The following is a 23067-nucleotide window of genomic DNA, read 5'->3' on the forward strand; positions in this document are numbered from 1 at the left end:
TTTAAAGAGTGGGTACTATCAGCGTTTTTGTTGACAGTGTCCCTTCATTTTCAACTCTTTGCGAACGACTATGAGTGAGAAACTTTAAAAATTTAATCTTCGTAAAATCTTTCTCAATGAGAATAATGAGAATAAAAGAGCTGACATTTCAAGTTCATTTTCAATAGATGTTTTTTGCGAAGTTCCCTGAGGGCTATTATTGGTGTTATTGTTGTTATTTTCACTCTCAACGTTTGATTCTTGACGTAATATTTGGGAAGTTCCCTGAGGGCTACAATAGGTGTTATTGTTGTTATTTTCACTCTCAACGTTTGATTCTTGACGTAATATTTGGGAAATTCCCTGAGGGATACTATTGGTGTTATTGTTGTTATTTTCACTCTCAACGTTTGATTCTTGATGTAATATTTGGGAAGTTCCCTGATTGCTATTATTGGTGTTATTGTTGTTATTTTCACTCTCATCGTTTGAACCTTGATGTAATAATTGGGAAGTTCCCTGATTGCTATTATTGGTGTTATTGTTGTTATTTTCACTCTCAACGTTTGATTCTTGACGTAATATTTGGGAAGTTCCCTGAGCGCTACTATTGGTGTTATTGTTGTTATTTTCATTCTCATCGTTTGATTTTTGACTTAATTTTTCCGAAGTTCCCTGAGAGCTATTATTGGTGTTATTGTTGTTATTTTCACTCTCAACGTTTGATTCTTGACGTAATATTTGGGAAGTTCCCTGAGGGCTATTATTGGTGTTATTGTTGTTATTTTCACTCTCAACGTTTGATTCTTGACGTAATATTTGCGAAGTTCCCTGAGGGCTATTATTGGTGTTATTGTTGTTATTTTCACTCTCAACGTTTGATTCTTGACGTACTATTTGGGAAGTTTCCTGAGGGCTACAATAGGTGTTATTGTTGTTATTTTCACTCTCAACGTTTGATTCTTGACATAATATTTGCGAAGTTACCTGAGGGCTACAATAGGTATTATTGTTGTTATTTTTACTCTTATCGTTTGATTTTTGACGTAATTTTTGTGAAGTTCTCTTAGGGCTTCTATTGGTGTTATTGTTGTTATTTTTACTCTTATCGTTTGATTTTTGACGTGACTCATGTTTTTCCGATTTAGCCTTTTCAATTTTTACTCCATAACTAACATTTTTAATGTGGGACATGGCAATGCGAATGATTTCCCCATTATTGACCAAATGAACTAAATCATCTTTTACCTCACAGAGTACCCCCTCTACCGTCTCAGTACTGCCACGATTGATATTTACCCAACGATATACCAATGATTTAAGCAGGTCTTTGAAATTTTTAGCTTTTTTAAATTCGAAATCCTTCGGAACATCAACGTCGAATTTAAACTGCTCTTTCAGATTATCTGTAAAACTTTTAATATGTTGAGTTTTGTGGTAGACGAGCCCATCATCTTCCGTGAGAAGGCAGAGATAATCTTCACTTGCATCCATTAACATCCCAATTCTGGATTCTGGTCCACCTCGATCAACCTTGATTATTCTATCTTGAAAATATTTCGTGAGGTTTTTGCCCATATAAAATATTCTCCCCTTTAAGTTATTAACTACACTGCATCGTATGTATAATGGGAGGAAGTTGTCCTAAGCAAATAGCCTGTCTTTTAATTGTTTGTCCTTTTCATTTTTTAACTAATAGGTGCTAAAGTTGAAGATCAGAGCTGTCATTTTGGCGGCTTCTTGTTGTGCTAACGGGGCAGGATAGTGAAATAAGGGTTCTATCATAAGGAGGTTTGTGGGGATAATTCTGCGTTCAGGAATTATGGGTTTTCATCCAGCACCATCGGTTAATGAGAATAAATTCAAACAAATATGTTACTCTCTGTTCAGGTCAAAAGCATAGTAAAAATAAAAAAAACCCTAGAAGTTGAGTAATATCAACATTTCTAGGGTTTTTATTATTGCTGGCTACGACACGTTATTATTAACGTGAGTAGAACTCGACGATAAGAGTTTCGTTGATTTCAGCAGGTAATTCAGAACGCTCTGGTAAGCGAGTGAAAGTACCCTCTAATTTGTCCGCATCAAATGTTAAGAAATCAGGAACGAAGTTATTAACTTCGACAGCTTCTTTCACAACATCAAGATTGCGAGATTTTTCGCGTAGGCTGATTGTTTGACCAGCTTTTAAGCGGTATGATGGGATATCTACACGAGCGCCATCAACTAAGATGTGGCCATGGTTTACTAATTGACGAGCTGCACGACGAGTGCGAGCAAGACCTAAACGGTAAACAACGTTGTCAAGACGTGATTCAAGAAGAATCATGAAGTTTTCACCGTGTACGCCGCTTAATTTGCCAGCTCTATCAAAAAGATTACGGAATTGACGCTCAGTTACGCCATACATATGACGAAGCTTTTGCTTCTCTTGTAATTGTAATCCGTATTCAGAAAGCTTTTTGCGTTGGTTTGGACCATGTTGTCCAGGAGCGTACGGACGCTTTTCTAATTCTTTACCTGTGCCGCTTAGAGAGATTCCAAGACGACGGGAAATTTTCCAGCTAGAGCCAGTATAACGAGCCATGAATGACTCCTCCTTAGTGTTTTTATTTTGGTAAAATAAAAACCGTTATGAGACGCTTTAAAGCCATTTTATTTTCATGCACCTTCGCCCTAGCAGCTAAGGGTTACAAGATACACCATCATTTAAAGGCAATCTACCTTTAAGAGGAATAAAATGAGACGAATAAAGTTTTCACATAGGCTGCAATATTTTACACAAGGAGTATTATATAATTTTTATTCCTGTAAAGTCAAGAATATTTTTTGGGGATGATGATACAGGTGAAAATTATCGGAAAGATTATTTTAATAAAGTTAATAAATTATACAAATAAATGTCGCCAAAGTGTCTGAAAATTAACTATAATTAGGGTACTATGTATATATCTGGAATTAGATCGGGTGAAACCTATATGGAAATTCTCGAATGTGATTTACACATGCAAGTTAATAGATATAAACAATTACTACAAATTACAGAAAAACTTCATTCGTTCCTTGATGTTAATCTCGTCTTGGGAGAATTATGCGTAGCCCTTAAGGAAGTGTACCCTGACTATTCATTTTCCTTATTGCTTTCACAGGATACTCAAAGCCACAGTGACCTTCCGATTATTGAACTTGAATATGATAGTGAAAATATTGCTGCTATCAATGCATATGCAACCGGGAAGATTCAATTTGAATATTCCTCCCCTGATACACATGCAATTATTTATGCCCCATTAAAAGGGAAGCAGGTAACCTATGGAGTCTTGCAGATAATTGCAGCGGATACGACTGAATTTATTGCATATGAGGTGGAGTTTCTTACATTATTGGCAGGTTCTGCGGGATGTTCTATGGAGAATGCCCACCTCTATCAGCAGTCAAAGAGGGAAATCTCAAACCTACAATTAATCAACGAAACTTCCCATTGTTTAAATTCTAACCTGCGCATGGTTGATACGATGACATATATGTCTGAACAAATCATCACTTCCATTGATGCACAAGAAGTTGGCTTTTTCTTATTCTCAAATGAACAAGCAAATGTAAAAATACTCCCAGGTTCCACTTCATACTTTTACACTAAACAGGCCCGACTCTACATTGATTATATAAAGGAAAAGATCGAAAAGGAAAAAAATCCTTTATTTATAGGAGATATCAATCTCCAAAACATAAAGAGTATGACAAGCTTTCATTCGATTCTTGCGATTCCGATGATTCAGAGCGAAAAATTAAAAGGTTTCTCCATTGTGATGCATCAAAAGCCTTATTTCTTTTCCTTTGACACATTTAAGCTCCTACAGTCACTAGTTCATCATTCATCGCTAGCGCTTACCAATTCAATGCTCAGAGAAGAGTTAGAGCATATGGTAATTACAGACCACCTTACCAAGCTCCATTCCCGTAAATTTTTGGATGAAAAAATCCAGTGGTCAATGAAAGAGATTGAAGAAGGTACCTTTATTCTCCTCGATATTGATAATTTTAAAGAATTAAATGATACATACGGCCATCAGGTTGGAGATAAAGTTCTTGTTCAGGTTGCAAACCTTATTAAACGAAATATTCGCGGGCAAGATATAGGCGCCCGCTGGGGTGGGGAAGAACTGGCCCTTTATCTTCCTGGTGTCCCTTTAGACAGAGGGGCAGCCATCGCTGAAAGATTAGTTAAAAAGGTATCCGAATGCTCCGACCCGCATATTACAGTGTCCTGTGGTGTTTCTTATTGGAATAAGGAACGGCTCGATGCTTATCATTTCTTATTTAAACGAGCTGATGAAGCGTTGTATATTGCTAAAGGAACTGGGAAGAACAAAGTGGTCATTCAAGGAAACAATATAATGGTTAGTTAGGGCATTGATTTATTAATGCCCTAACTATATTCCCCCAACCTACATAATATATTATAAATATGAAAACGTTTTCAAACAGGAGGAATCCAAAATGGGGAAAAAGAAATCACGGTTTGAAACGGAAGTTATTCATTCAGGCTACTGGCCAAACGAACATCAAGACAGTTTAGTTCCCCCGTTATATCAAACATCTACCTTTACATTTACCAGTGCGGAACAAGGGGAAAGAAGGTTTGCAGGGCAAGAAGAGGGATTTATTTATTCACGCTTGGGAAATCCGACGGTGAAAATACTGGAAGAACGGATGGCAGTCCTTGAACAAGGTGAGGCAGGCTTAGCTTTTTCGTCAGGAATGGCGGCCGTGAGTGCAGTGCTAGTAGCCTTAACAAAAACTGGTGACCATATCCTATGTTCACAAGGAGTATACGGATGTACCTTCGGATTGTTGGAACTATTAAAAGGGAAATATGGGATTGAACACGACTTTTCTTTAATGGAATCGGCAGAAGCATTAGATCAAGAAATCCTCCCTAATACGGCTTGTATCTATATTGAAACGCCAATAAACCCTACAATGAAGCTGGTAAATTTGGAATTGGTGGCGAGGGTGGCAAATAAAAAAGGGATTCCCGTTGTTGTGGATAACACATTTTGTTCCCCATATATACAAACCCCTCTTACCCTCGGATGCAATGTTGTCATTCATAGTGCAACAAAATATATCTGTGGACATGGCGATGTTATAGCGGGTCTTGTCATTGGGGAGAAGGAGTTTATTAGGCAGGTGTCACGGACGACCCAAAAAGATATTGGCGGGATTATCTCTCCTTTTGATGCATGGCTGTTGTTAAGGGGGATTAAAACACTGCCAGTGCGCATGGACCGCCATTGTGAAAATGCCCAGAGGTTATTTGAATTTATGAAAAGTCATCCGAAAATTAAATCAGTGTATTTCCCTGGGGATCCAGAACACCAAGATTATTCGATCGCGAAAAAACAAATGAAACAATCAGGCGGGCTCATATCATTCACGATAAAGGGATCCAAGGTATCGGCACAACAGTTTATGAATCAATTACAATTAATAAAAATTGCGGTAAGTCTTGGAGACGCCGAAACATTAATTCAGCATCCTGCAACGATGACCCATGCCGTGGTTCCAGAGGAAGAACGAAAAAAAATGGGAATTGAAGATAACTTGCTGCGTCTATCTGTTGGGCTCGAAGCATGGGAGGACATTCAAGAAGACCTGGATCAGGCACTGGAAAGGATTTAAAGAGAAAAAGCACAGAGAGAATTTCTCTGTGCTATTTTCTATATATGTTCAACTAAAATTGCAACAAATTCTTCCAACATTTTTTGATCAAGTGCATCAAAACGATTTTTTTCAGGTGAATCAATATCCAGAACTCCAATTAGCTGCTCATTTTTAATGAGAGGGATAACTATCTCGGATTGGGAGGCTGCATCACAAGCAATGTGGCCGGGAAACTGATGAACATCTGCCACAAGAACGGTTTCTTTTTTCAAAGCAGATGTCCCGCATACACCTTTACCCAAAGGAATTCGTACACAAGCAGGAAGACCTTGGAATGGTCCTAATACTAGTTGTTGATTCGTATCCATTAAATAAAATCCGACCCAATTAATTCGGTCAAGAAATTGGTTCAAAAGGGCACTGGCATTGCTGAGATTCGCAATCTGATTGTTCTCATCGTGAATAAGAGCATGCAGTTGTTTTTTAACAAGATTATAATTTTCCTCGCGGCTTGCAGTATACATTTCGAAGTTAAACATGGTATTTCCCCTTTGTTTCAACAATTTTATTTATTATTTTATCAAATTTACAAGAAAATGAGCAGACTTTGTCGATTTTTTCATAAAGGAATCTGTGTTATAACAAAGAATTATAATGTAAGGGGATTTTTGGGTATACCAGAAGGGGGACAAATTATGAAGAAAAATGCTAAAGAAGCGATTGTTAAGGCCGCTATAACATTGTTTAAGTCCAATGGATACTCTGGAACATCAATCCGGGATATCGCCCGACTGGCAAAAGTAAATACGGCAACGATTGCCTACCATTTCGAAAATAAACCAGGTCTGCTAGAATATTGCTTTACGCATTTTTTTGAACAGTATATTAATAAAATGGAAGAAGCCTACGCATCGATAGACAAGGGAGCAAAGGAGTGTTTAAAGCGAATTGTCACAGATTTACTTCATTATCAATGTGAAAATAGTAAATTAGCCAGTCTTGTCTATCGGGAAATGTCCATGGATTCGCAAGTGGTTCGCGAAATCATGTCAACCTATTTACTTAAGGAAAAATACTATTTTCAATTAGTATTTGAGCGTGGTTTTGAATGGAATGAATTCCGCCCTCACTCGATTCCTTATTTAATTATTCAACTTAAAGGATTATTGATGATGCCATTTATGAATACACATTATATGAGGGAAGTCTTGTATGTCTTTCCAAATGAACCATTTTTTGAGCAGAAATATTTAAAGGATATTAATTTGTGGATTGATAAAACACTATGCTCGGATGTACCAATGAAAATGAGTGCAGTCATAAAATAGCGGCAATCGCTATTTTTTTTTAGTTAATAGGAAAGTATAAATTCAACTGCACCTCATGAACCGTCCTATCAGACTCTGCAATTGGTGAGTTTTCATTTATTTTACAAAAAAATTGAAAATAATAGTCAAAAAATGTCGTTAACATGGTATCATAATAGCATTGAATCGAACATTAAGAGATTTTTTTATAATAGATGCATGAAAACTGGAATTTGAAAGAATGTTTTGGGAAATAGGGGGCTTACTTGTGAAATATTTCATTGGATTTTTTATCCTTTTACTAGCCTTATTTGTAATTGGGTATTTAATAAAGAAAAAGTACTTTAAGGAAATGGATCGATTGGAAGCATGGAAAATCGATTTAATGAATCGTCCAGTACTGGATGAAATGTCAAAAGTGAAGCTGCTTAATATGACAGGGCAAACTGAAGAACTATTCGAACGCTGGCGAAATCAATGGGACGATGTGGTAACGGTACAGCTGCCTGATTTAGAAGAATTGCTTTTTGATGCCGAAGAGTACATAGATAAGTACCGATTCAGTAAAGCGAAAGGTGTCCAGCAAGCTATTGGAGCAAAGTTACAAGAAACTGAGGATCAAATAAAAAGTATATTAGAAGAGTTACATGAATTGGTTGGCAGCGAGGAAAAGAACCGAGTTGAAATTGAAGAGCTTAAAGAGCAGTATCGGGAATCAAAAAAAATGCTGCTTGCCCATCGTCACAGCTTTGGCAGTTCAGAAAAGTGCTTAGAGGAACAACTCAACGGCGTTTCACTAAAATTTCAGGAATTTGATGAGAAAACTGAACATGGTAATTATCTTGAAGCCCGTGAAGTAGTTTTAATGATTCATAGTCAGCTTGGTATGATTAAAAAAGATATGGACTTGATTCCACAGCTGTTAATTGAATGTCAATCACTTCTGCCAAATCAGCTTTCAGATATTCTTGACGGATACCGTGAAATGTCTGATCAAGAATACTATTTAGAACATATTAATTTGGAAAATGAAATCAAACGCTTAGAAGAGAAACTGGCTGAGAATCTAGAGCTTATCGAAGCAACGAAGATTGATGAGGCAGTAGAATGTATAAAAGAAATAAAGGAAAGAATTGATGTCCTTTTCGATTTATTGGAAAAAGAAGTGCACGCCAAGCATTTTGTCATAAAAAATGAAAAAATAGCAAGTGAACTTCTTATTTCTGCCCAAGAGGAAAATAGTCATCTTTCAAATGAAGTCATTCATGTTCAAGAAATCTACCAGTTATCTGAAGGTGACTTTGAAACGCAGCGACAGTTGGAAAAAGAACTTTCCACTGTTTATAAACATTTTGAGATTCTGATTGAAAAAGTAAAGTTAAACGAAACAGCACAATCAGTGGTTAGTGAAGAGTTAGCTCAAGTAAAAGAACAGTTGGATATCATCCGAGAAGGGCAGCAAGATTTCGCTTTAAAACTTCAAGCCCTTAGGAAAGATGAATTTGAAGCAAGAGAAAAGCTTAAAGAACTTACCAAGAAAGTTGGAGAGACGGTTCGTCTCGTATCTAAGAGTAATGTTCCTGGCTTACCAGAAGATTATAAGTATTTATTTGAGGATACAAATGAAAGTATTCAAAATGTGAGATACCAGCTTGATGAAAAGCCACTTAACATTTCTGCTCTCAATCAATATTTAGAAATTGCTGTTTTAACGGTGGAGAAACTTACCAATTCAACGATAGAACTGCTAGAAAATGTGATGTTAGCGGAAAAAGCCATTCAATATGGAAATCGTTATAAAAGCCAATATCCAAATGTAGCCAAAGGATTATTGGAAGCAGAAATGGCATTCAGACACTATGAATATCAAGTGGCTTTAGAACAAGCGGCTGCAACACTTGATGTTATTGACCCAGATGCATTGAAAAAAATAAAAGCCACATTTGCAACAGAATAATAAGAAAAGCGGAAGTACACTAGCCGCTGGGCGTTGGAGCTAGACAGATCGCTGAGTTCAAAAAATTATACTCTTTTAACACATACAAAAAACCGATCAGTGCACTTTTAAGCTGAATCGGTTTTTTGTTATTCTTTTTTTTGTCTTTATGATAAGATTTATTTTTGTAAGAGTTCGGAGGAGAAAAAATGATTTATTTTGATAATAGTGCAACGACAAAACCGTTTAAAGACGTTATAGATTCGTTTGTTACGGTGTCTAGTGAATATTATGGGAACCCTTCCTCACTACACAGTATGGGGGGACAGGCAGAGAAGCTGCTATCCCAGGCGCGGGAACAAGTAAGCAAGCTCTTAACAGTAAAGCCATCTGAAATTTATTTTACTTCCGGGGGAACGGAAGGTAATAATATAGCGATAAAAGGATCTGCTTTATTACATAAAAATAAAGGTCGGCACCTGATTACATCAAGTGTTGAACATCCATCAGTTAGAGCCGCAATGGAACAGCTTGAACAGGAGGGTTTTGAGATAACTTACTTGCCTGTTGACAGGTTTGGAAGAATTAATGTTTCGGATCTTGAAAAAGCGATAAGAAAAGATACCATTTTAATATCCATTATGCAGGTGAATAATGAAGTGGGGACGGTTCAGCCAATTAAAGAAATTGGAGACCTATTAAAAAAACATCCAACGATTTTATTTCATGTTGATGCAGTCCAAGGAATAGGAAAGATTCCCCTTTCTCTCTATAAAAACAGAGTGGATCTTTGTTCGATATCCGGTCATAAATTTCATGGCTTAAAAGGCACCGGTGCCCTTTTTATCCGTGAGGGTGTGAGACTTGCTCCATTATTTTCTGGCGGCAATCAGGAACGGAAGATTCGAAGCGGTACAGAAAATGTGGCAGGCGCCGTTGCAATGGCAAAGGCACTTAGGATGACATTAATGAAAGGCGAAGCAGAGATGGAACGAATGAAGAATATCCACAGCCTGCTCAGGAAGGGGTTAGCAGAAATAGAAGGTGTTCAAATTCATACACCTACTGAAAATGCAGCACCCCATATTTTAAATTTCTCATTAAAGGAAATAAAATCAGAAGTATTCATTCATTCACTTGAGCGGAAAGGTATCTTTGTATCCACCACAAGTGCATGTTCCTCAAAAAAGAAATCACCAAGTAAAACGCTTCTCGCAATGGGCGTTCATGAAACGCAAGCTGAAAGTGCCATCCGGATTAGTCTCTCATTTGAGAATACCAGAGAAGAGGCAATGACAGCTCTAGTTGCTTTTAAAGAATCCGCAAACCAATTACGAAAGGTTATGAAATAGATGGAATATGATCGTATACTCATTCGCTACGGTGAAATATCGACAAAAGGAAGAAATCGCAATCAATTTGTAGAAAAATTAAGAAAAAGTGTTAAACTTGCTCTTGCTTCCTTCCCAAACATTAAAGTAGAAGCAAGCCGTGATCGGATGTATGTCTTATTAAATAGTGAAAGCAGCGAAGCAATTATTGGAAAATTAAAGAATATATTTGGAATCCAATCCTTTAGTCCGGCCATCAAGCTGGAAAGAGATATTGAGGTATTAAAACAGACTTCACTTGATATGATGCGCTCCCTATACAAGAAGGGTCAAACCTTCAAAATTACTCCGAAAAGATCTGATAAAACATTTGAGTTGGATACGGACGGAATTAACCACACCCTTGGCGGCCATTTGTTGCAGCATATTTCTGGACTCAAAGTGGATGTGAAAAATCCTGATATTAATTTACGGATTGAAGTCAGAAAAGAAGCGATTTACCTATCATGCGAAACCATACAGGGGGCAGGTGGACTACCGATTGGATCAAGTGGAAAAGCCATGCTCATGCTTTCTGGTGGAATTGACAGCCCTGTTGCCGGCTATATGGCAATGAAGAGGGGACTAGAAATCGAAGCGGTTCATTTTTTCAGCCCTCCATTTACAAGTGAACGATCAAAGGAAAAGGTCATTGACCTTTCAAAAAAACTGGCTGAAATATATGGATCGATGACCTTGCACATCGTCCCGTTTACTGATATTCAGCAAACAATTCGCGAACAAGTACCTGAAAATTATTCGATGACATCAACGAGAAGGATGATGCTTCGAATCACGGATGAGATTAGGAAAAAACATGAAGGTCTTGCTATAATTACCGGTGAAAGCCTCGGGCAGGTTGCGAGCCAGACGCTTGAGAGTATGTACGCAATCAATGATGTAACAAATACACCTCTTTTGCGTCCATTGATTACGATGGATAAAACGGATATCATTAAAATCGCAGAGGAAATTGATACACTTGAAATTTCGAATAGGCCGTTTGAGGATTGCTGTACCATCTTTGTCCCAGCTTCTCCAAAAACAAAGCCAAAAAGGGAAAAGGTTCAGCATTATGAAAGCTTCTTTGATTTCGAACCACTCATTCATGAAGCGGTGCAAGAGACAGAGACGCTTGTAATTAAACCTGATGACAAGCAGCACTCAGAATTTAGAGAATTATTTTAAAAAGGTAAAATTCGAATATTTTGTGAACAATTACCAATTGTAATATAGAATGAAGCTAATAAGTTCTACACATTCTATACTCACAAGGAGGTGATATCACATGGCAAGCAACAACTCAAATCAATTAATAGTTCCTGGTGTTGAACAAGCTCTTAGCCAAATGAAATATGAAATTGCTACTGAATTTGGTGTAAATCTTGGTGCTGACACTACTTCACGCGCTAACGGTTCTGTTGGTGGTGAAATCACGAAGCGTCTAGTCGCAATGGCTGAATCACAATTAGGCGGCGGATTCTCTCGTTAATAAAAAATTAATACGATGGCTACAGAGAGCGTGGGGCTTCCCCCGCTCTCTTTTTTATGCTCAAGATAGTGAAAAATATTTTTAAATGAATAACAATTTAAAATTTTTAAATAATTTTGTATAATTAATTTTGTGGGATAAATACGAAAAAGTTAAGGGGGAGAAGTATGAAGCGGGAAGATTTAATTGCACCAGAAAAGTATAATCTTGTTTCTGAAATGGAGCGTTTTGCCAAAGAACCGAACAGAGTCGCATTGAAGTGGGAGAATGAGACTGGAGAGACAAAACAAGTTACATATCAGCAATTAATGAAGAAGGTTAACCAAGCTGGGAATGTTTTCGCTAAGAATGGTTTAAACAGGGGCGATGTGGTCCTTGTAATCGTGCCCCGTCTGATTGAAGCATATGTTGTTTATTTAGCCGCATTAAAAGCTGGAATGGTTGTCATTCCAAGCTCTGAAATGTTAAAGGAAAAAGATCTGAAGTATCGTATTACACACGGTGATGTTAAGGGGATCATTAGTTATTATCCATTCGTTGATCAATTTGAAAATATAACGGCACCACAAGCATTGGTTAAATTTACTATCGGGGGGTCTGAAGAAGGCTGGATTCATTTGGACGAAGAGATGAAAGATGCATCAGAAGAATTGGTGCTCGCAGATACGTTTAGAGACGATATGGCATTTTTGTCCTATACCTCCGGCACAACAGGGAATCCTAAAGGGGTTGTTCATACGCACGGATGGGCCTATGCTCATTTAAAAACAGCTGCGCCAAAGTGGCTTTGTATTGAAGATGGTGATACGGTTTGGGCAACTGCGGGTCCAGGCTGGCAAAAATGGATTTGGAGTCCCTTCCTATCGGTACTTGGCTCGGGAGGAACAGGATTAGTCTACAACGGAAAATTTGATCCGAAAAAATATTTGAGCCTCCTTCAAAAATATGATGTCAATGTCCTTTGTTGTACACCTACCGAATATCGATTAATGGCGAAGGTAGATAATTTAGCTGATTATCAATTGCCAAATCTTCATAGTGCGGTTTCAGCAGGTGAACCTTTAAATAGAGAGGTTATTAATACGTTTAGAAAGCATTTTAATATTGATGTCCGTGATGGTTATGGACAAACTGAAAATACCCTGCTAGTAGGCGTTACAAAAGGGATGGAATTGAAGTCTGGATCCATGGGCAAACCGACACCTGGAAATAGAGTTGAAATCATTAACGAAGAAGGCCAGGTTTGTGCTGTCGGAGAAGTGGGCGATATTGCCGTCCATGTAGAAACTCCAGCTCTTTTCAAAAATTATTACAAAGATCCAGAAAGAACGGCAATGCAGTTCCGAGGTGACTATTATGTAACAGGCGATAAAGCCAAAATGGATCAAGATGGCTACTTCTGGTTTGAAGGCCGCAGTGATGATATTATCATTAGCTCGGGCTATACAATTGGACCATTTGAAGTGGAGGATGCACTCGTTAAACATCCATTTGTTAAGGAATGTGCCGTCGTGGCAAGCCCTGATGAAATTCGTGGCTTTATTGTCAAAGCATTTGTGGTCTTACAAGAGGATATTGATTCAACGGACCCAGAATTAACAAAGAACTTGCAGGAGCATGTCAAAACACTGACAGCTCCATATAAGTACCCTAGAAAAATAGAATATTTGAGTGAACTTCCAAAAACAACCTCAGGGAAAATCCGTCGAATTGAACTCCGCAAAAAGGAACTCGAGGCGGCTAAACAAGTTTAGTTTAATATTTCAAGGAAGCAGGCGGAATTCCGTCTGCTTTTTATTGGAAGCAAAAAATTCCCCATTTCACAATGTTTCGAGTTATAATAGAAATTATTTCGAAACTAGAAAGAATAGGGGCTCGAAAACAGATGAAAAAGACTGAAACGCAAAAAGGAGTCATTTATGCCGGCTTTTCTTACTTGCTGTGGGGATTATTGCCGATTTATTGGAAGCTTTTAGACAATGTTAATGCCAAGGAAATTTTAGCGAGCCGTGTTTTATGGTCGTTTATTTTTATGATCATCATTCTCTTCCTAACCAAAAAATTAGGGCTATTTCTTCAAACCATTAAAGGGTTCACTAAGAATAAAAAACAAATGTATGCCCTGACGATTGCCTCCTTATTGATAAGTGTGAATTGGTTCATATATATTTGGGCGGTTAATAGTGGTCATATGATTGAAGCTAGCCTTGGATATTATATCAATCCATTAATTAGTATTTTATTAGGTATGATTGTTCTTAAGGAAAAATTAACTATTTATCAATACGTCTCTTTCATTTTAGCTGCAATAGGGGTATTGATTATTTCCATTTCGCATGGTCAGTTTCCGTGGATTGCCATTTCCTTGGCCCTATCCTTTGGATTGTATGGTTTAGCGAAAAAGTTAATAAACGTTGATTTTGCAGTCGGATTAACATTAGAAACACTTGTTGTTACACCTGTTGCCGCCATCTATATTGGTTACTTATTTATGAATGGATCCAATTCCTTTATAACATCAGGAATCCAAACCGATCTGCTTTTAATCGGTGCTGGAGTTGCAACAGCAGTGCCGCTTCTTTATTTTGCAAAAGGAGCACAAAAAATTCCCTTATCTTTATTAGGATTTCTCCAATATATTGCACCTACATTAACCTTATTATTAGGGGTATTTATCTATCATGAACATTTTTCAAAAATACAACTTCTATCCTTTATGTTCATCTGGTCCGCGTTAACAATTTATTCCCTTTCAAAAACAAAACTATTGTCTCCACAATGGTTACATTTGCGAAAAGAAAAGAGCACGAGTATATAATGAAAAAACCTTATCGCTGACATAGGATAAGGTTTTTTTAGCTTTATAAAAAAGTCCGTTTCACTTTTTCCCAGAAGGAGTTGTCTTTTAGTTTGAGTGTTTTTAACTTTCTATCACTTATTCTTATGCTGATTTTCTCAACGTGTCGAATGCTTAATGCTTCATTATCCATCCCCATGGTTGGATGATCATTGCCTTCGGATATTACTTTGAGTGTAAGTGTCCTTTCATTTCCAACAATAAAGGAGGAACCTAATGTCCGGTAACTGTTTGTATTTAGGGATGCTACTTCACTAACCTGCATGCAGGGTAGAAGGGGGTCAACAATCGACCCGTTCACCGATTTGTTATAAGCAGTACTTCCAGTTGGTGTGGCAACAATTAGTCCATCCCCGCGAAAAGTTTCTAAATGGAGCTGGTTAATAAAGACATCTACCACTAGTGTCTTTATGATTGAAGAGCGGATGCTGAATTCGTTTAAGCAAGGAAAAGTACCTTGCCCATCAACAGAAACCTCAATTAGCGGATAACGACGGACTTTTATATTTTCATTTGTAATAATAACTTCAATCATTTTTGAAATATCATTAATTCGGAAATCACAATACATATTCAAACTATCATTGGTTGAAATCCCCATATAAAGGCAATCATCACGGAAGCCTGTTTTCCTAACAGCTTGTAGAAATGTGCCGTCATCACCTACACTGGCAATAATATTAGCGTTTCGGTAATCGCTGACAATCGTAAAACCATACCGGTTTGCAACTTCCACTAGAGGCGCTACCTTTGAAAGCATGTCAGCATCCCGTTTGTGATAAAAGTAAATATTACGTCTGTTTGCCATTTTATGTACCCCCTGTAAAAAGATAGATAATTGTAACATGATTATCCAACCCATAAATAATCTTTGGTAAAATAATGTTAGTCTGAAATTAGTTTAGCATTTTATAGAAACAATATAAAAGCAGGACATAAATTTTAGACAAAAGAAAAAGGGGGACTTACATTTCTATGAATGGAAAACGGTGGGCCGCTTTAGGGATTGCGGCAGCGTTATTTTTTGTTTCTGTGGTAATTAATTTTTTATCTGCTACTGCTTTTAAAGGAATACAAACTGATTTTACAGACTTTATGGCATCAGCTGAGCAGCCTTTTACGGAAGAGGTTGTCAAAGAAGGCAACGAATTAAAGAAAATAGTGATTCTCGATGTAAATGGTGTCATTCAGGACACAGGGGAATCAGCTTCTTTGCTTGGAGGTTCAGGCTATAATCATCAGGATTTTATGAAAAAGTTAAACTACATAAACGAAGATGATTCTGTAAAAGGGATAATAGTAAAGGTCAACTCACCGGGCGGCGGCGTGGTTGAAAGTGCAGAGATTCACGATAAGCTAGTTGAAATTCAAAAAAACAGTAAAAAACCAGTCTATATATCAATGGGTTCAATGGCAGCATCAGGAGGATATTATATTTCAACTGCTGCAAAAAAGATTTATGCAAGTCCTGAGACGATGACGGGCAGCCTAGGGGTTATTATGGAAGGCGTCAATTATGAAGGTCTTGCTGATAAGTATGGGGTTGATTTTGTCACCATAAAAAGCGGCAAGCATAAGGACATAATGAGCCCAACAAGAAAAATGACAGATGAAGAACGGCAAATATTACAGTCGATGATTAATAATTCCTATGAAGGATTTGTTAAAGTGATTTCAGAAGGGCGTAACTTGCCAGTCGCCCAGGTGAAAAAAATTGCTGACGGCCGTGTTTACGATGGACGACAAGCGAAGAATTTACACCTAATTGATGGATTTGGCTACTTAGACGATGTAGTGAAGCTTATGAAAAAACAAGAAAAGCTCAAAGGTGCGCAGGTGGTCCGTTATTCAGATTCTCTTGGTTTGGGTTCCTTATTTACTATGCAGGCAAAGAAATTAATGGGTGAAAACGTTGAAATGGCTGGATTAATGCAAATACTTTCGAAGCCCAATTCTCCACGTCTCATGTATCTGTATGCAGAATAGGGGGGCTAATTAATGGAAATAAATGAATATCAAGAAACCACGACTGACGGAAAGGAAAATTATACCGTTCGTTATGCGGGCTTCTGGATGCGCTTTTGGGCGTATCTGCTTGATTTAGTGGTCGTAGGAAGCATTGTACGGCTGCTAATTAAACCTATATTTCGATTATTGGATATTCCTTTATCAGAAACCAATATGTTTGCGCCAGTATCCATTTCATCGGCGGTCATCTTTTATTTATATTTCGTCTTGATGACAAAATATTTTAATCAAACCCTTGGGAAAATGGTTTTTGGATTGAAGGTAGTCGATTTAAAAAATAATCAATTGACTTGGGGAACCATTCTCTTTCGTGAATGGATCGGCCGATTTATATCGGCAACGATTATCTTCGGATATATCATTGTCGCTTTTTTACCAAAAAAACAGGGCTTGCATGATCTCTTCACTGACACGACAGTTATCCATGTGGAACGGTGAAAATAAACCTATCAACAATTGTTGGTAGGTTTATTTTTTTGTATAAAAGCAAATACTACCCGCTGAAAGGTTGTGATTGAAATTGTTTTGGGTGCTCCTGGTTTTGTCCATTCTATTGCTCTTATTCATTCTCATTCTTTTTACTAAATTAACGATCCTTATTAATTATTATCATTATAATGACAACGACGAGCTAAAGATAAAATTAAAGATATGGTTCGGGTTAATAAAATATACAATTAATGTTCCGTTAATAAAAGTGGATGATAATTCTCCTAGCATAGTTGTAGAAAGTAATACTAAAATGGGCGATTCCGCAGGAGAATCAGCTAAAAAAGGCTCGAATCAAATCACAACTGAAGATGTGGAGACTAATTTATCAAATGCCAAAAAATTACTTAATCATGTGTTCGGATTACATCGTATTGTCAGGAAATTTTTTCGGAAGGTCACAATGAAAGGCTTAGAATGGAATACGCTGATTGGTCTAGGAGATGCGGCGCACACTGGGACAATTACCGGAGCAATATGGGCCTTTAAGGGGAGCATCATAGGGCTTCTCAGTCAGTATTTCAAACTTAAAGAAATGCCCAAAATAACGGTTACCCCACACTTTCAAGCAGCCGTAATTCAAACAAGATTTACATGTATTATTCAGTTTCGTATCGGGTATGCTATTCTAGCAGGATTAAAACTGTTTAGATTCTGGAAGGGCGGACTTCCGCACTTTAAAAAGAAAACTAATTTTGCAAATGATAAAACAAAATCCGTTTGAAAAAGGAGGAAACAGCCATGTCTGACCACCCAATTCAAGGTTTGATGACAACTGCAATGGAAAGTTTGAAAGAAATGATTGACGTTAATACGATTATAGGGGACCCAGTTGAGACCCCAGACGGCAGTGTTATTTTGACAGTATCAAAAGTAGGCTTTGGATTTGCTGCAGGTGGTAGTGAATTTAAGCTCGAAGGATCTCAAGGTCAAGGACAAGGACAAGGAAAAGAACAAGGTCAAGGACAAAGTAAAGGTTCATCCCATCCATTTGGGGGAGGGAGCGGGGGCGGTGTTTCTATTACCCCAATTGCTTTTTTAATTGTCAACTCTCATGGAGTTAAAATGCTTCACCTAGATGAAAGCACCCATTTGTATGAGAAAATACTTGAGCTTGCTCCATCAGCGATTGATAAAATTCAGCAAATGTTCTCAAAAAAGGACCAAGGCCAACAGCAAAATAGTTCGCAAGGATCTAAAAACGAGCATAAACCAAAAGAAGAGCTTGAATTATAGTTGGAAAGGTTAATCTTCCAGAGGATTAGGAAGGTTAACTTTTTTCATGTAGCTAAACAGACGCTTATGATTTTCGATTAAGTCTAAATAATTGCAAAATAGATTTTGAAAAGATATATTTACACTGTACATATTTGAAGTGAAGTGGTTTACAACAATCGCTTGAACTTGGATACGACAAAGGAGGATGTATTATGGCAAATGTAACATTTAAAGGAAACCCAATTACTCTATTAGGCAATGAAGTAAAGGTAGGGGACAAAGCGCCTAACTTCACAGTCCTAGCGAATGACTTATCAGCAGTAACATTAGAGAATACAAAGGGTCAAGTGCGTTTAATTACTTCTGTCCCATCTTTGGATACGGGTGTGTGTGATGCAGAAACACGCCGGTTTAATGAAGAAGCAAACAGCTTAGGCAACGTGAAAATTTTAACTGTAAGCATGGACTTACCATTTGCACAAAAGCGCTGGTGTGCTGCAAGCGGAATAGAAAATGTTCAAACGTTATCTGATCACCGTGACCTTTCATTTGGAGAAGCATATGGGGTTGCTATCCAAGAATTAAGACTACTGGCTCGTGCTGTATTTGTTGTTGATTCAAATGATACAGTGACATATGTTGAGTATGTTAGTGAAGCAACAAACCACCCTAACTACGAAGCAGCAATTGAAGCTGCAAAGGCTGCAAAATAGTAAAGCAGAAGGCCTCGGTATTGCGAGGCCTTTTTGTTTGGTTAAAACTTGTATAAAATAGCTATACTCGATTAAAATGGATAAGGAATTTAAAGAGGGAGGGGAAAAGATGAACGTTTCTCCAGTAGAACAACTTTTTACGCTATTTAATGAAACAGCACTTCTTTTACAGGAAGAACTTAATTGTACATATTTAGAGGCACTTGCAGAAACTGGCGAGAATTTATTTCATGGCTCTATCCTTCAGGCTGAGGTCAGCGAACTAACAGAAAAAAGGATTAAGAAACAATATGAACAGATCAATTTAAACAAATTTTCAAACGAGGAACTTCGAAAGGCATATCAGCTTGTCATTTTAAAAGGGATGAAAGAAAGTGTTCAGCCTAACCATCAAATGACACCTGATACAGTGGGGATACTTGTCGGTTATTTAGTAAATAGATTTATGAAACAGTCAACATTCCGCTTGCTTGACCCAGCTGTAGGAACCGGTAATTTGTTAACAACTGTATTAAATCATCTGCAAAAAAAAGTAGATTCTGTCGGTGTGGAGATTGATGACCTGTTAATTAAGCTTGCCTATGTTAATGCAAATTTACAAGAGCACCCTATTCAACTCTTCAATCAAGACAGCCTTGAGCCACTGCTTATCGACCCCGTAGATGCGGTCATCGGTGATTTACCTGTTGGATATTATCCGAATGATGTCAGAGCAGCGAAGTATCAAGTTAAGGCAGATGAGGGACATACCTATTCCCATCATTTATTCATTGAGCAAAGTGTCATGTATACAGCACCTGGTGGGTATTTATTCTTTATTATTCCTAATGGTTTATTTGAAAGTGAACAAGCCTCTCAACTAAGTGAATTCTTTAAAGAGCATGTCATTGTGCAAGGATTGTTACAATTACCTACGAGCATGTTTAATAATAAAAACACAGCTAAGAGTATCATCATCCTTCAAAAAAAGGGTTTAGGCGTGCTACCGCCAAAGCAGGCATTACTTGTCGATTTGCCTAGCCTTTCGAATGCAGTAGAAATGGATAAAATACTATCTAAAATGGAAAAATGGTTCCAAGAGAACAAAGGATGAACAGGGTTTAAACCTTGCTCATCCTTTTTTTCTGAGTGTTATAAATCTTATAAAATTACCGAAATATGTGAATATATTAACATTCGTAATGTAAACGCTGCCATGTGAATTATACCTTGAAATATAATATACACAATGATTAAATGAGGAAGGAAATAATCAAGAGCGGTTTGAGCAAAATAATGTTGTACTAACAAAAATAACTCCAAACCAGTGTTGTTATATAAAAGGAGCGGTAACAAAAATGGCAAAAATTATTGCAATTAATGCAGGAAGCTCTTCCTTGAAGTTTCAATTGTTTGAAATGCCAAGCGAAGATGTTATTACAAAAGGATTAATTGAAAGAATCGGTTTGAAGGATTCGATTTTTAATATTACAGTAAATGGAGAAAAAGTCCAAGAAATCAGTGATATTCCTGATCATGAAGTCGCGGTTAAAATGCTTTTGGATAAACTAACCACCTTAGGGATTATCAAATCACTTGATGAGATTGTCGGAATGGGACACCGAGTAGTCCATGGTGGTGAAACATTTAATGACTCAGTGCTTATCACAGATGAAGTATTAAAGAAAATTGATGAATTATCAGAACTTGCACCTTTGCATAACCCAGCAAATCTTACAGGAATTAAAGCTTTCATGAGTGTGCTCCCAAATGTTCCTGCAGTAGCTGTTTTTGATACGGCTTTCCACCAAACGATGCCAGATAGTTCTTACCTGTATAGCCTGCCAATGGAGTATTACGAAAAGTATGGCATTCGTAAGTATGGCTTTCATGGAACATCACATAAATATGTTTCACAACGTGCTGCAGAGTTACTAGGTCGACCCGTTGAACAACTTCGCCTTATTTCGTGTCATTTAGGGAATGGAGCAAGTATTGCTGCGATTGAAAGTGGTATGTCGATTGATACATCTATGGGCTTCACACCACTTGCAGGGGTAACGATGGGAACTCGCTCAGGTAATATTGACCCTGCACTCATTCCTTATATTATGGAAAAAACAAATAAAACAGCGGATGAAGTACTTGATGTTTTGAATAAAAAGAGTGGTATGCTCGCTATGTCAGGCTTCTCTAGTGATTTAAGGGATATTGAAATCGAAGCTAAAAAGGGTAATGACCGCGCTCAACTTGCTCTAGATGTATTTGCAAACCGTATCCATAAATACATCGGTTCCTATGCTTCAAGAATGAATGGTGTAGATGCAATTATTTTCACAGCTGGTATCGGTGAAAATAGTGATACGATTAGGGAGAAGATCTTAAGAGGCCTTGAATTTATGGGTGTTTATTGGGATCCTGCTTTGAACAAAGTGAGAGGCGAAGAAACATTCATAAACTATCCACACTCACCAGTTAAAGTATTAATTATACCGACTAATGAAGAAGTAATGATTGCTAGAGACGTCGTTCGATTAGCAAATACTCATTAATAAACAGAAGGCAAAAGCTAATTTAATAGCTTTTGCCTTTTGCCTTTTTATCCTTTTATTTCATTGTGATATACTGGAAATAGAAAGCCTTGCTGTGGAGGGGAATCGATCATGCCATTAACAGACCGTGAAGCAAAGGTCTTGAATGAAATACAGAATTGGGAAAGAAATTTACGTGATTTTGAGCCCAATGATTTCCAATTAACTTATGAAAAATATCTGCAACAATCATTCTTATTATTACCTGAAAAGGTTCAACGGCAATTCTTTACTGTTATTGATAGTTGGCTGTTTCATTTACATAATATGATACAAGGCTCGCAGCTTCAGATGGATGCAAAGGAGAGAATTCTTTCTGCGGGTAGGATATTCCATAAAGACTTAGATAAAGTAGAAGACTTACGCCAATTAAAAATTGAGCAATTACAATACATTGCAGAGCAGCAAATTGCGAGGCATCGTCTATACTCTTTTGCTCAAGGTGGTTTAGCTGGGACTGGTGGTCCACTTCTTCTAAGCACAGACATACCAGCAATAGCCGTTATTAATTTAAGGGCTGTTCAATTAATTGCAATGACCTATGGGATTGAGGTTAATACCCCGTTTGAAATGATGACCTCTCTGAAGGTGTTTCATACGGCAACATTGCCGCCAAGGCTTCAACTAGAGGGATGGACCTCGTTGATGGATGAATTGGAGAATCGGGATGACTATTATTTTTATAAAGGAAATGAAGAAATTATAGATATTACATGGATTGAACAGCCAGTGCAGCAACTATTGAAAGCGTTGGTTATTACATTGTTTCGAAAAAAGATGATACAAGGTATCCCGCTTGTCAGTATGGCGATTGGTGCTGGCGCTAATTATCAGTTAACGAGAAAGGTAACTGATTTAGCCCATAAATATTACCAACTTCGCTACCTAAAAGAAAAAGAGGAGTTTGTTGGATGAGTACTCAAGAACATAAAAAGGAATCCCCAAGGACGGTTAATTGTAAAGTAATCACAGTTAGTGATACCAGAAATAGCGAAACAGACAAAAGTGGTAAACTGATGATGGACCTGCTTGAACAAGCTGGTCACAAAATTATAGATTACGTGATTGTAAAAGATGAGGCCGCACCAATTCATGATGAAATAGTAAAGGGCTGTTCAAAAGAAGAAATTGATGTCATTTTAACAAATGGCGGCACAGGGATTGCTAAGCGAGACGTAACGATAGAAACCGTACAAAATCTACTAGATAAAGAAATTGTTGGATTTGGAGAATTGTTCAGGATGTTGAGCTATCAAGACGATATTGGCAGCGCTGCAATTCTTTCAAGGGCCATTGCGGGTGTGATAAAAAATAAAGCCGTATTCTCCACTCCAGGCTCAACTGGTGCAGTGAAACTAGCGATGAATAAATTAATTTTACCTGAACTTGGCCATGTAGTGAGAGAAATACAAAAAGACCTTTAATAGAGAAAACTCCCTTT

At 37.5% G+C, this 23067-nt stretch carries 22 protein-coding genes; 18 read left to right on the top strand and 4 right to left on the bottom strand.

Annotated elements, in window-relative coordinates:
• Window positions 1-84 precede the first annotated feature (84 nt).
• A complete protein-coding gene (locus tag COE25_RS30805; protein WP_180247516.1) occupies window positions 85-1557 on the bottom strand; it encodes a hypothetical protein in 1473 nt (490 codons plus the stop codon).
• A gap of 406 nt (window positions 1558-1963) precedes the next feature.
• Window positions 1964-2566 carry a 30S ribosomal protein S4 gene (rpsD, locus tag COE25_RS16270; protein WP_088089267.1) on the bottom strand — a complete coding sequence of 201 codons (603 nt, stop codon included), beginning with the start codon at window positions 2564-2566 and terminating at the stop codon, window positions 1964-1966.
• Between the two features lie 391 nt (window positions 2567-2957).
• Here rpsD and COE25_RS16275 point away from each other — a divergent pair, with 391 nt between their 5' ends.
• On the top strand, window positions 2958-4388 hold the full coding sequence (locus COE25_RS16275) for a sensor domain-containing diguanylate cyclase (protein WP_257208854.1): 1431 nt from the start codon (window positions 2958-2960) through the stop codon (window positions 4386-4388).
• Between the two features lie 91 nt (window positions 4389-4479).
• On the top strand, window positions 4480-5664 hold the full coding sequence (megL, locus tag COE25_RS16280; protein ID WP_098933342.1) for a methionine gamma-lyase: 1185 nt from the start codon (window positions 4480-4482) through the stop codon (window positions 5662-5664).
• A 38-nt stretch (window positions 5665-5702) separates the two neighbouring features.
• Here the strand turns inward: megL and COE25_RS16285 are convergent, their stop codons facing one another.
• The gene (locus COE25_RS16285) at window positions 5703-6185 is read right to left on the bottom strand and encodes a GAF domain-containing protein (RefSeq protein WP_098933343.1); all 483 of its coding nucleotides are present in this window, start codon (window positions 6183-6185) and stop codon (window positions 5703-5705) included.
• Window positions 6186-6341: 156 nt separating this feature from the next.
• On the opposite strand from COE25_RS16285, the gene refZ reads away from it, so the two are divergent.
• The 7 genes from refZ to rarD all read left to right on the top strand — a co-directional run bounded on the left by refZ (window position 6342) and on the right by rarD (window position 14569).
• Window positions 6342-6974, top strand: a complete 633-nt coding sequence (refZ, locus tag COE25_RS16290; protein WP_098933344.1) for a forespore capture DNA-binding protein RefZ — start codon at window positions 6342-6344, stop codon at window positions 6972-6974.
• Between the two features lie 247 nt (window positions 6975-7221).
• The gene (ezrA, locus tag COE25_RS16295; protein WP_088089262.1) at window positions 7222-8910 is read left to right on the top strand and encodes a septation ring formation regulator EzrA; all 1689 of its coding nucleotides are present in this window, start codon (window positions 7222-7224) and stop codon (window positions 8908-8910) included.
• Window positions 8911-9098: 188 nt separating this feature from the next.
• Complete coding sequence (locus COE25_RS16300) at window positions 9099-10241, top strand: cysteine desulfurase family protein (RefSeq protein WP_098933345.1); 1143 nt, start codon at window positions 9099-9101, stop codon at window positions 10239-10241.
• On the top strand, window positions 10242-11447 hold the full coding sequence (gene thiI, locus COE25_RS16305; protein ID WP_098933346.1) for a tRNA uracil 4-sulfurtransferase ThiI: 1206 nt from the start codon (window positions 10242-10244) through the stop codon (window positions 11445-11447). It begins immediately after the preceding gene.
• A gap of 100 nt (window positions 11448-11547) precedes the next feature.
• Window positions 11548-11751, top strand: a complete 204-nt coding sequence (locus COE25_RS16310) for an alpha/beta-type small acid-soluble spore protein (protein ID WP_098933347.1) — start codon at window positions 11548-11550, stop codon at window positions 11749-11751.
• A gap of 167 nt (window positions 11752-11918) precedes the next feature.
• Window positions 11919-13505, top strand: coding sequence for an acyl-CoA synthetase MbcS (mbcS, locus tag COE25_RS16315; protein ID WP_098933348.1), 1587 nt, complete (start codon window positions 11919-11921; stop codon window positions 13503-13505).
• 131 nt (window positions 13506-13636) lie between these two features.
• On the top strand, window positions 13637-14569 hold the full coding sequence (gene rarD / locus COE25_RS16320) for an EamA family transporter RarD (RefSeq protein WP_098933349.1): 933 nt from the start codon (window positions 13637-13639) through the stop codon (window positions 14567-14569).
• A 43-nt stretch (window positions 14570-14612) separates the two neighbouring features.
• Here the strand turns inward: rarD and COE25_RS16325 are convergent, their stop codons facing one another.
• Complete coding sequence (locus tag COE25_RS16325) at window positions 14613-15416, bottom strand: NAD kinase (protein ID WP_088089256.1); 804 nt, start codon at window positions 15414-15416, stop codon at window positions 14613-14615.
• A gap of 167 nt (window positions 15417-15583) precedes the next feature.
• Between COE25_RS16325 and sppA the strand changes: the two genes are divergently transcribed.
• The 9 genes from sppA to COE25_RS16370 all read left to right on the top strand — a co-directional run bounded on the left by sppA (window position 15584) and on the right by COE25_RS16370 (window position 23050).
• The gene (sppA, locus tag COE25_RS16330) at window positions 15584-16594 is read left to right on the top strand and encodes a signal peptide peptidase SppA (protein ID WP_098933350.1); all 1011 of its coding nucleotides are present in this window, start codon (window positions 15584-15586) and stop codon (window positions 16592-16594) included.
• A 12-nt stretch (window positions 16595-16606) separates the two neighbouring features.
• Window positions 16607-17074: an RDD family protein gene (locus COE25_RS16335; RefSeq protein WP_088089254.1), complete on the top strand. Its 468-nt coding sequence runs from the start codon at window positions 16607-16609 to the stop codon at window positions 17072-17074.
• Between the two features lie 103 nt (window positions 17075-17177).
• Entirely contained in the window at window positions 17178-17849 is a 672-nt protein-coding gene (locus COE25_RS16340; protein WP_257208855.1) for a DUF2953 domain-containing protein, read from the top strand.
• Window positions 17850-17866: 17 nt separating this feature from the next.
• Window positions 17867-18361: a GerW family sporulation protein gene (ytfJ, locus tag COE25_RS16345; protein WP_098933352.1), complete on the top strand. Its 495-nt coding sequence runs from the start codon at window positions 17867-17869 to the stop codon at window positions 18359-18361.
• Between the two features lie 194 nt (window positions 18362-18555).
• Window positions 18556-19056 carry a thiol peroxidase gene (tpx, locus tag COE25_RS16350; protein WP_088089251.1) on the top strand — a complete coding sequence of 167 codons (501 nt, stop codon included), beginning with the start codon at window positions 18556-18558 and terminating at the stop codon, window positions 19054-19056.
• 109 nt (window positions 19057-19165) lie between these two features.
• Window positions 19166-20149: a class I SAM-dependent methyltransferase gene (locus COE25_RS16355; protein WP_098933353.1), complete on the top strand. Its 984-nt coding sequence runs from the start codon at window positions 19166-19168 to the stop codon at window positions 20147-20149.
• 244 nt (window positions 20150-20393) lie between these two features.
• Window positions 20394-21587, top strand: a complete 1194-nt coding sequence (locus COE25_RS16360) for an acetate kinase (RefSeq protein WP_088089249.1) — start codon at window positions 20394-20396, stop codon at window positions 21585-21587.
• A 111-nt stretch (window positions 21588-21698) separates the two neighbouring features.
• Window positions 21699-22541 carry an EcsC family protein gene (locus tag COE25_RS16365; RefSeq protein WP_098933354.1) on the top strand — a complete coding sequence of 281 codons (843 nt, stop codon included), beginning with the start codon at window positions 21699-21701 and terminating at the stop codon, window positions 22539-22541.
• On the top strand, window positions 22538-23050 hold the full coding sequence (locus COE25_RS16370; RefSeq protein ID WP_098933355.1) for a MogA/MoaB family molybdenum cofactor biosynthesis protein: 513 nt from the start codon (window positions 22538-22540) through the stop codon (window positions 23048-23050). The genes COE25_RS16365 and COE25_RS16370 overlap by 4 nt, the downstream gene beginning before the upstream one ends.
• Window positions 23051-23067: the final 17 nt, after the last annotated feature.

Origin of the sequence: Bacillus sp. AFS031507, assembly GCF_002584635.1 — a bacterium.
Classification (GTDB): Bacteria; Bacillota; Bacilli; order Bacillales; family Cytobacillaceae; genus Neobacillus.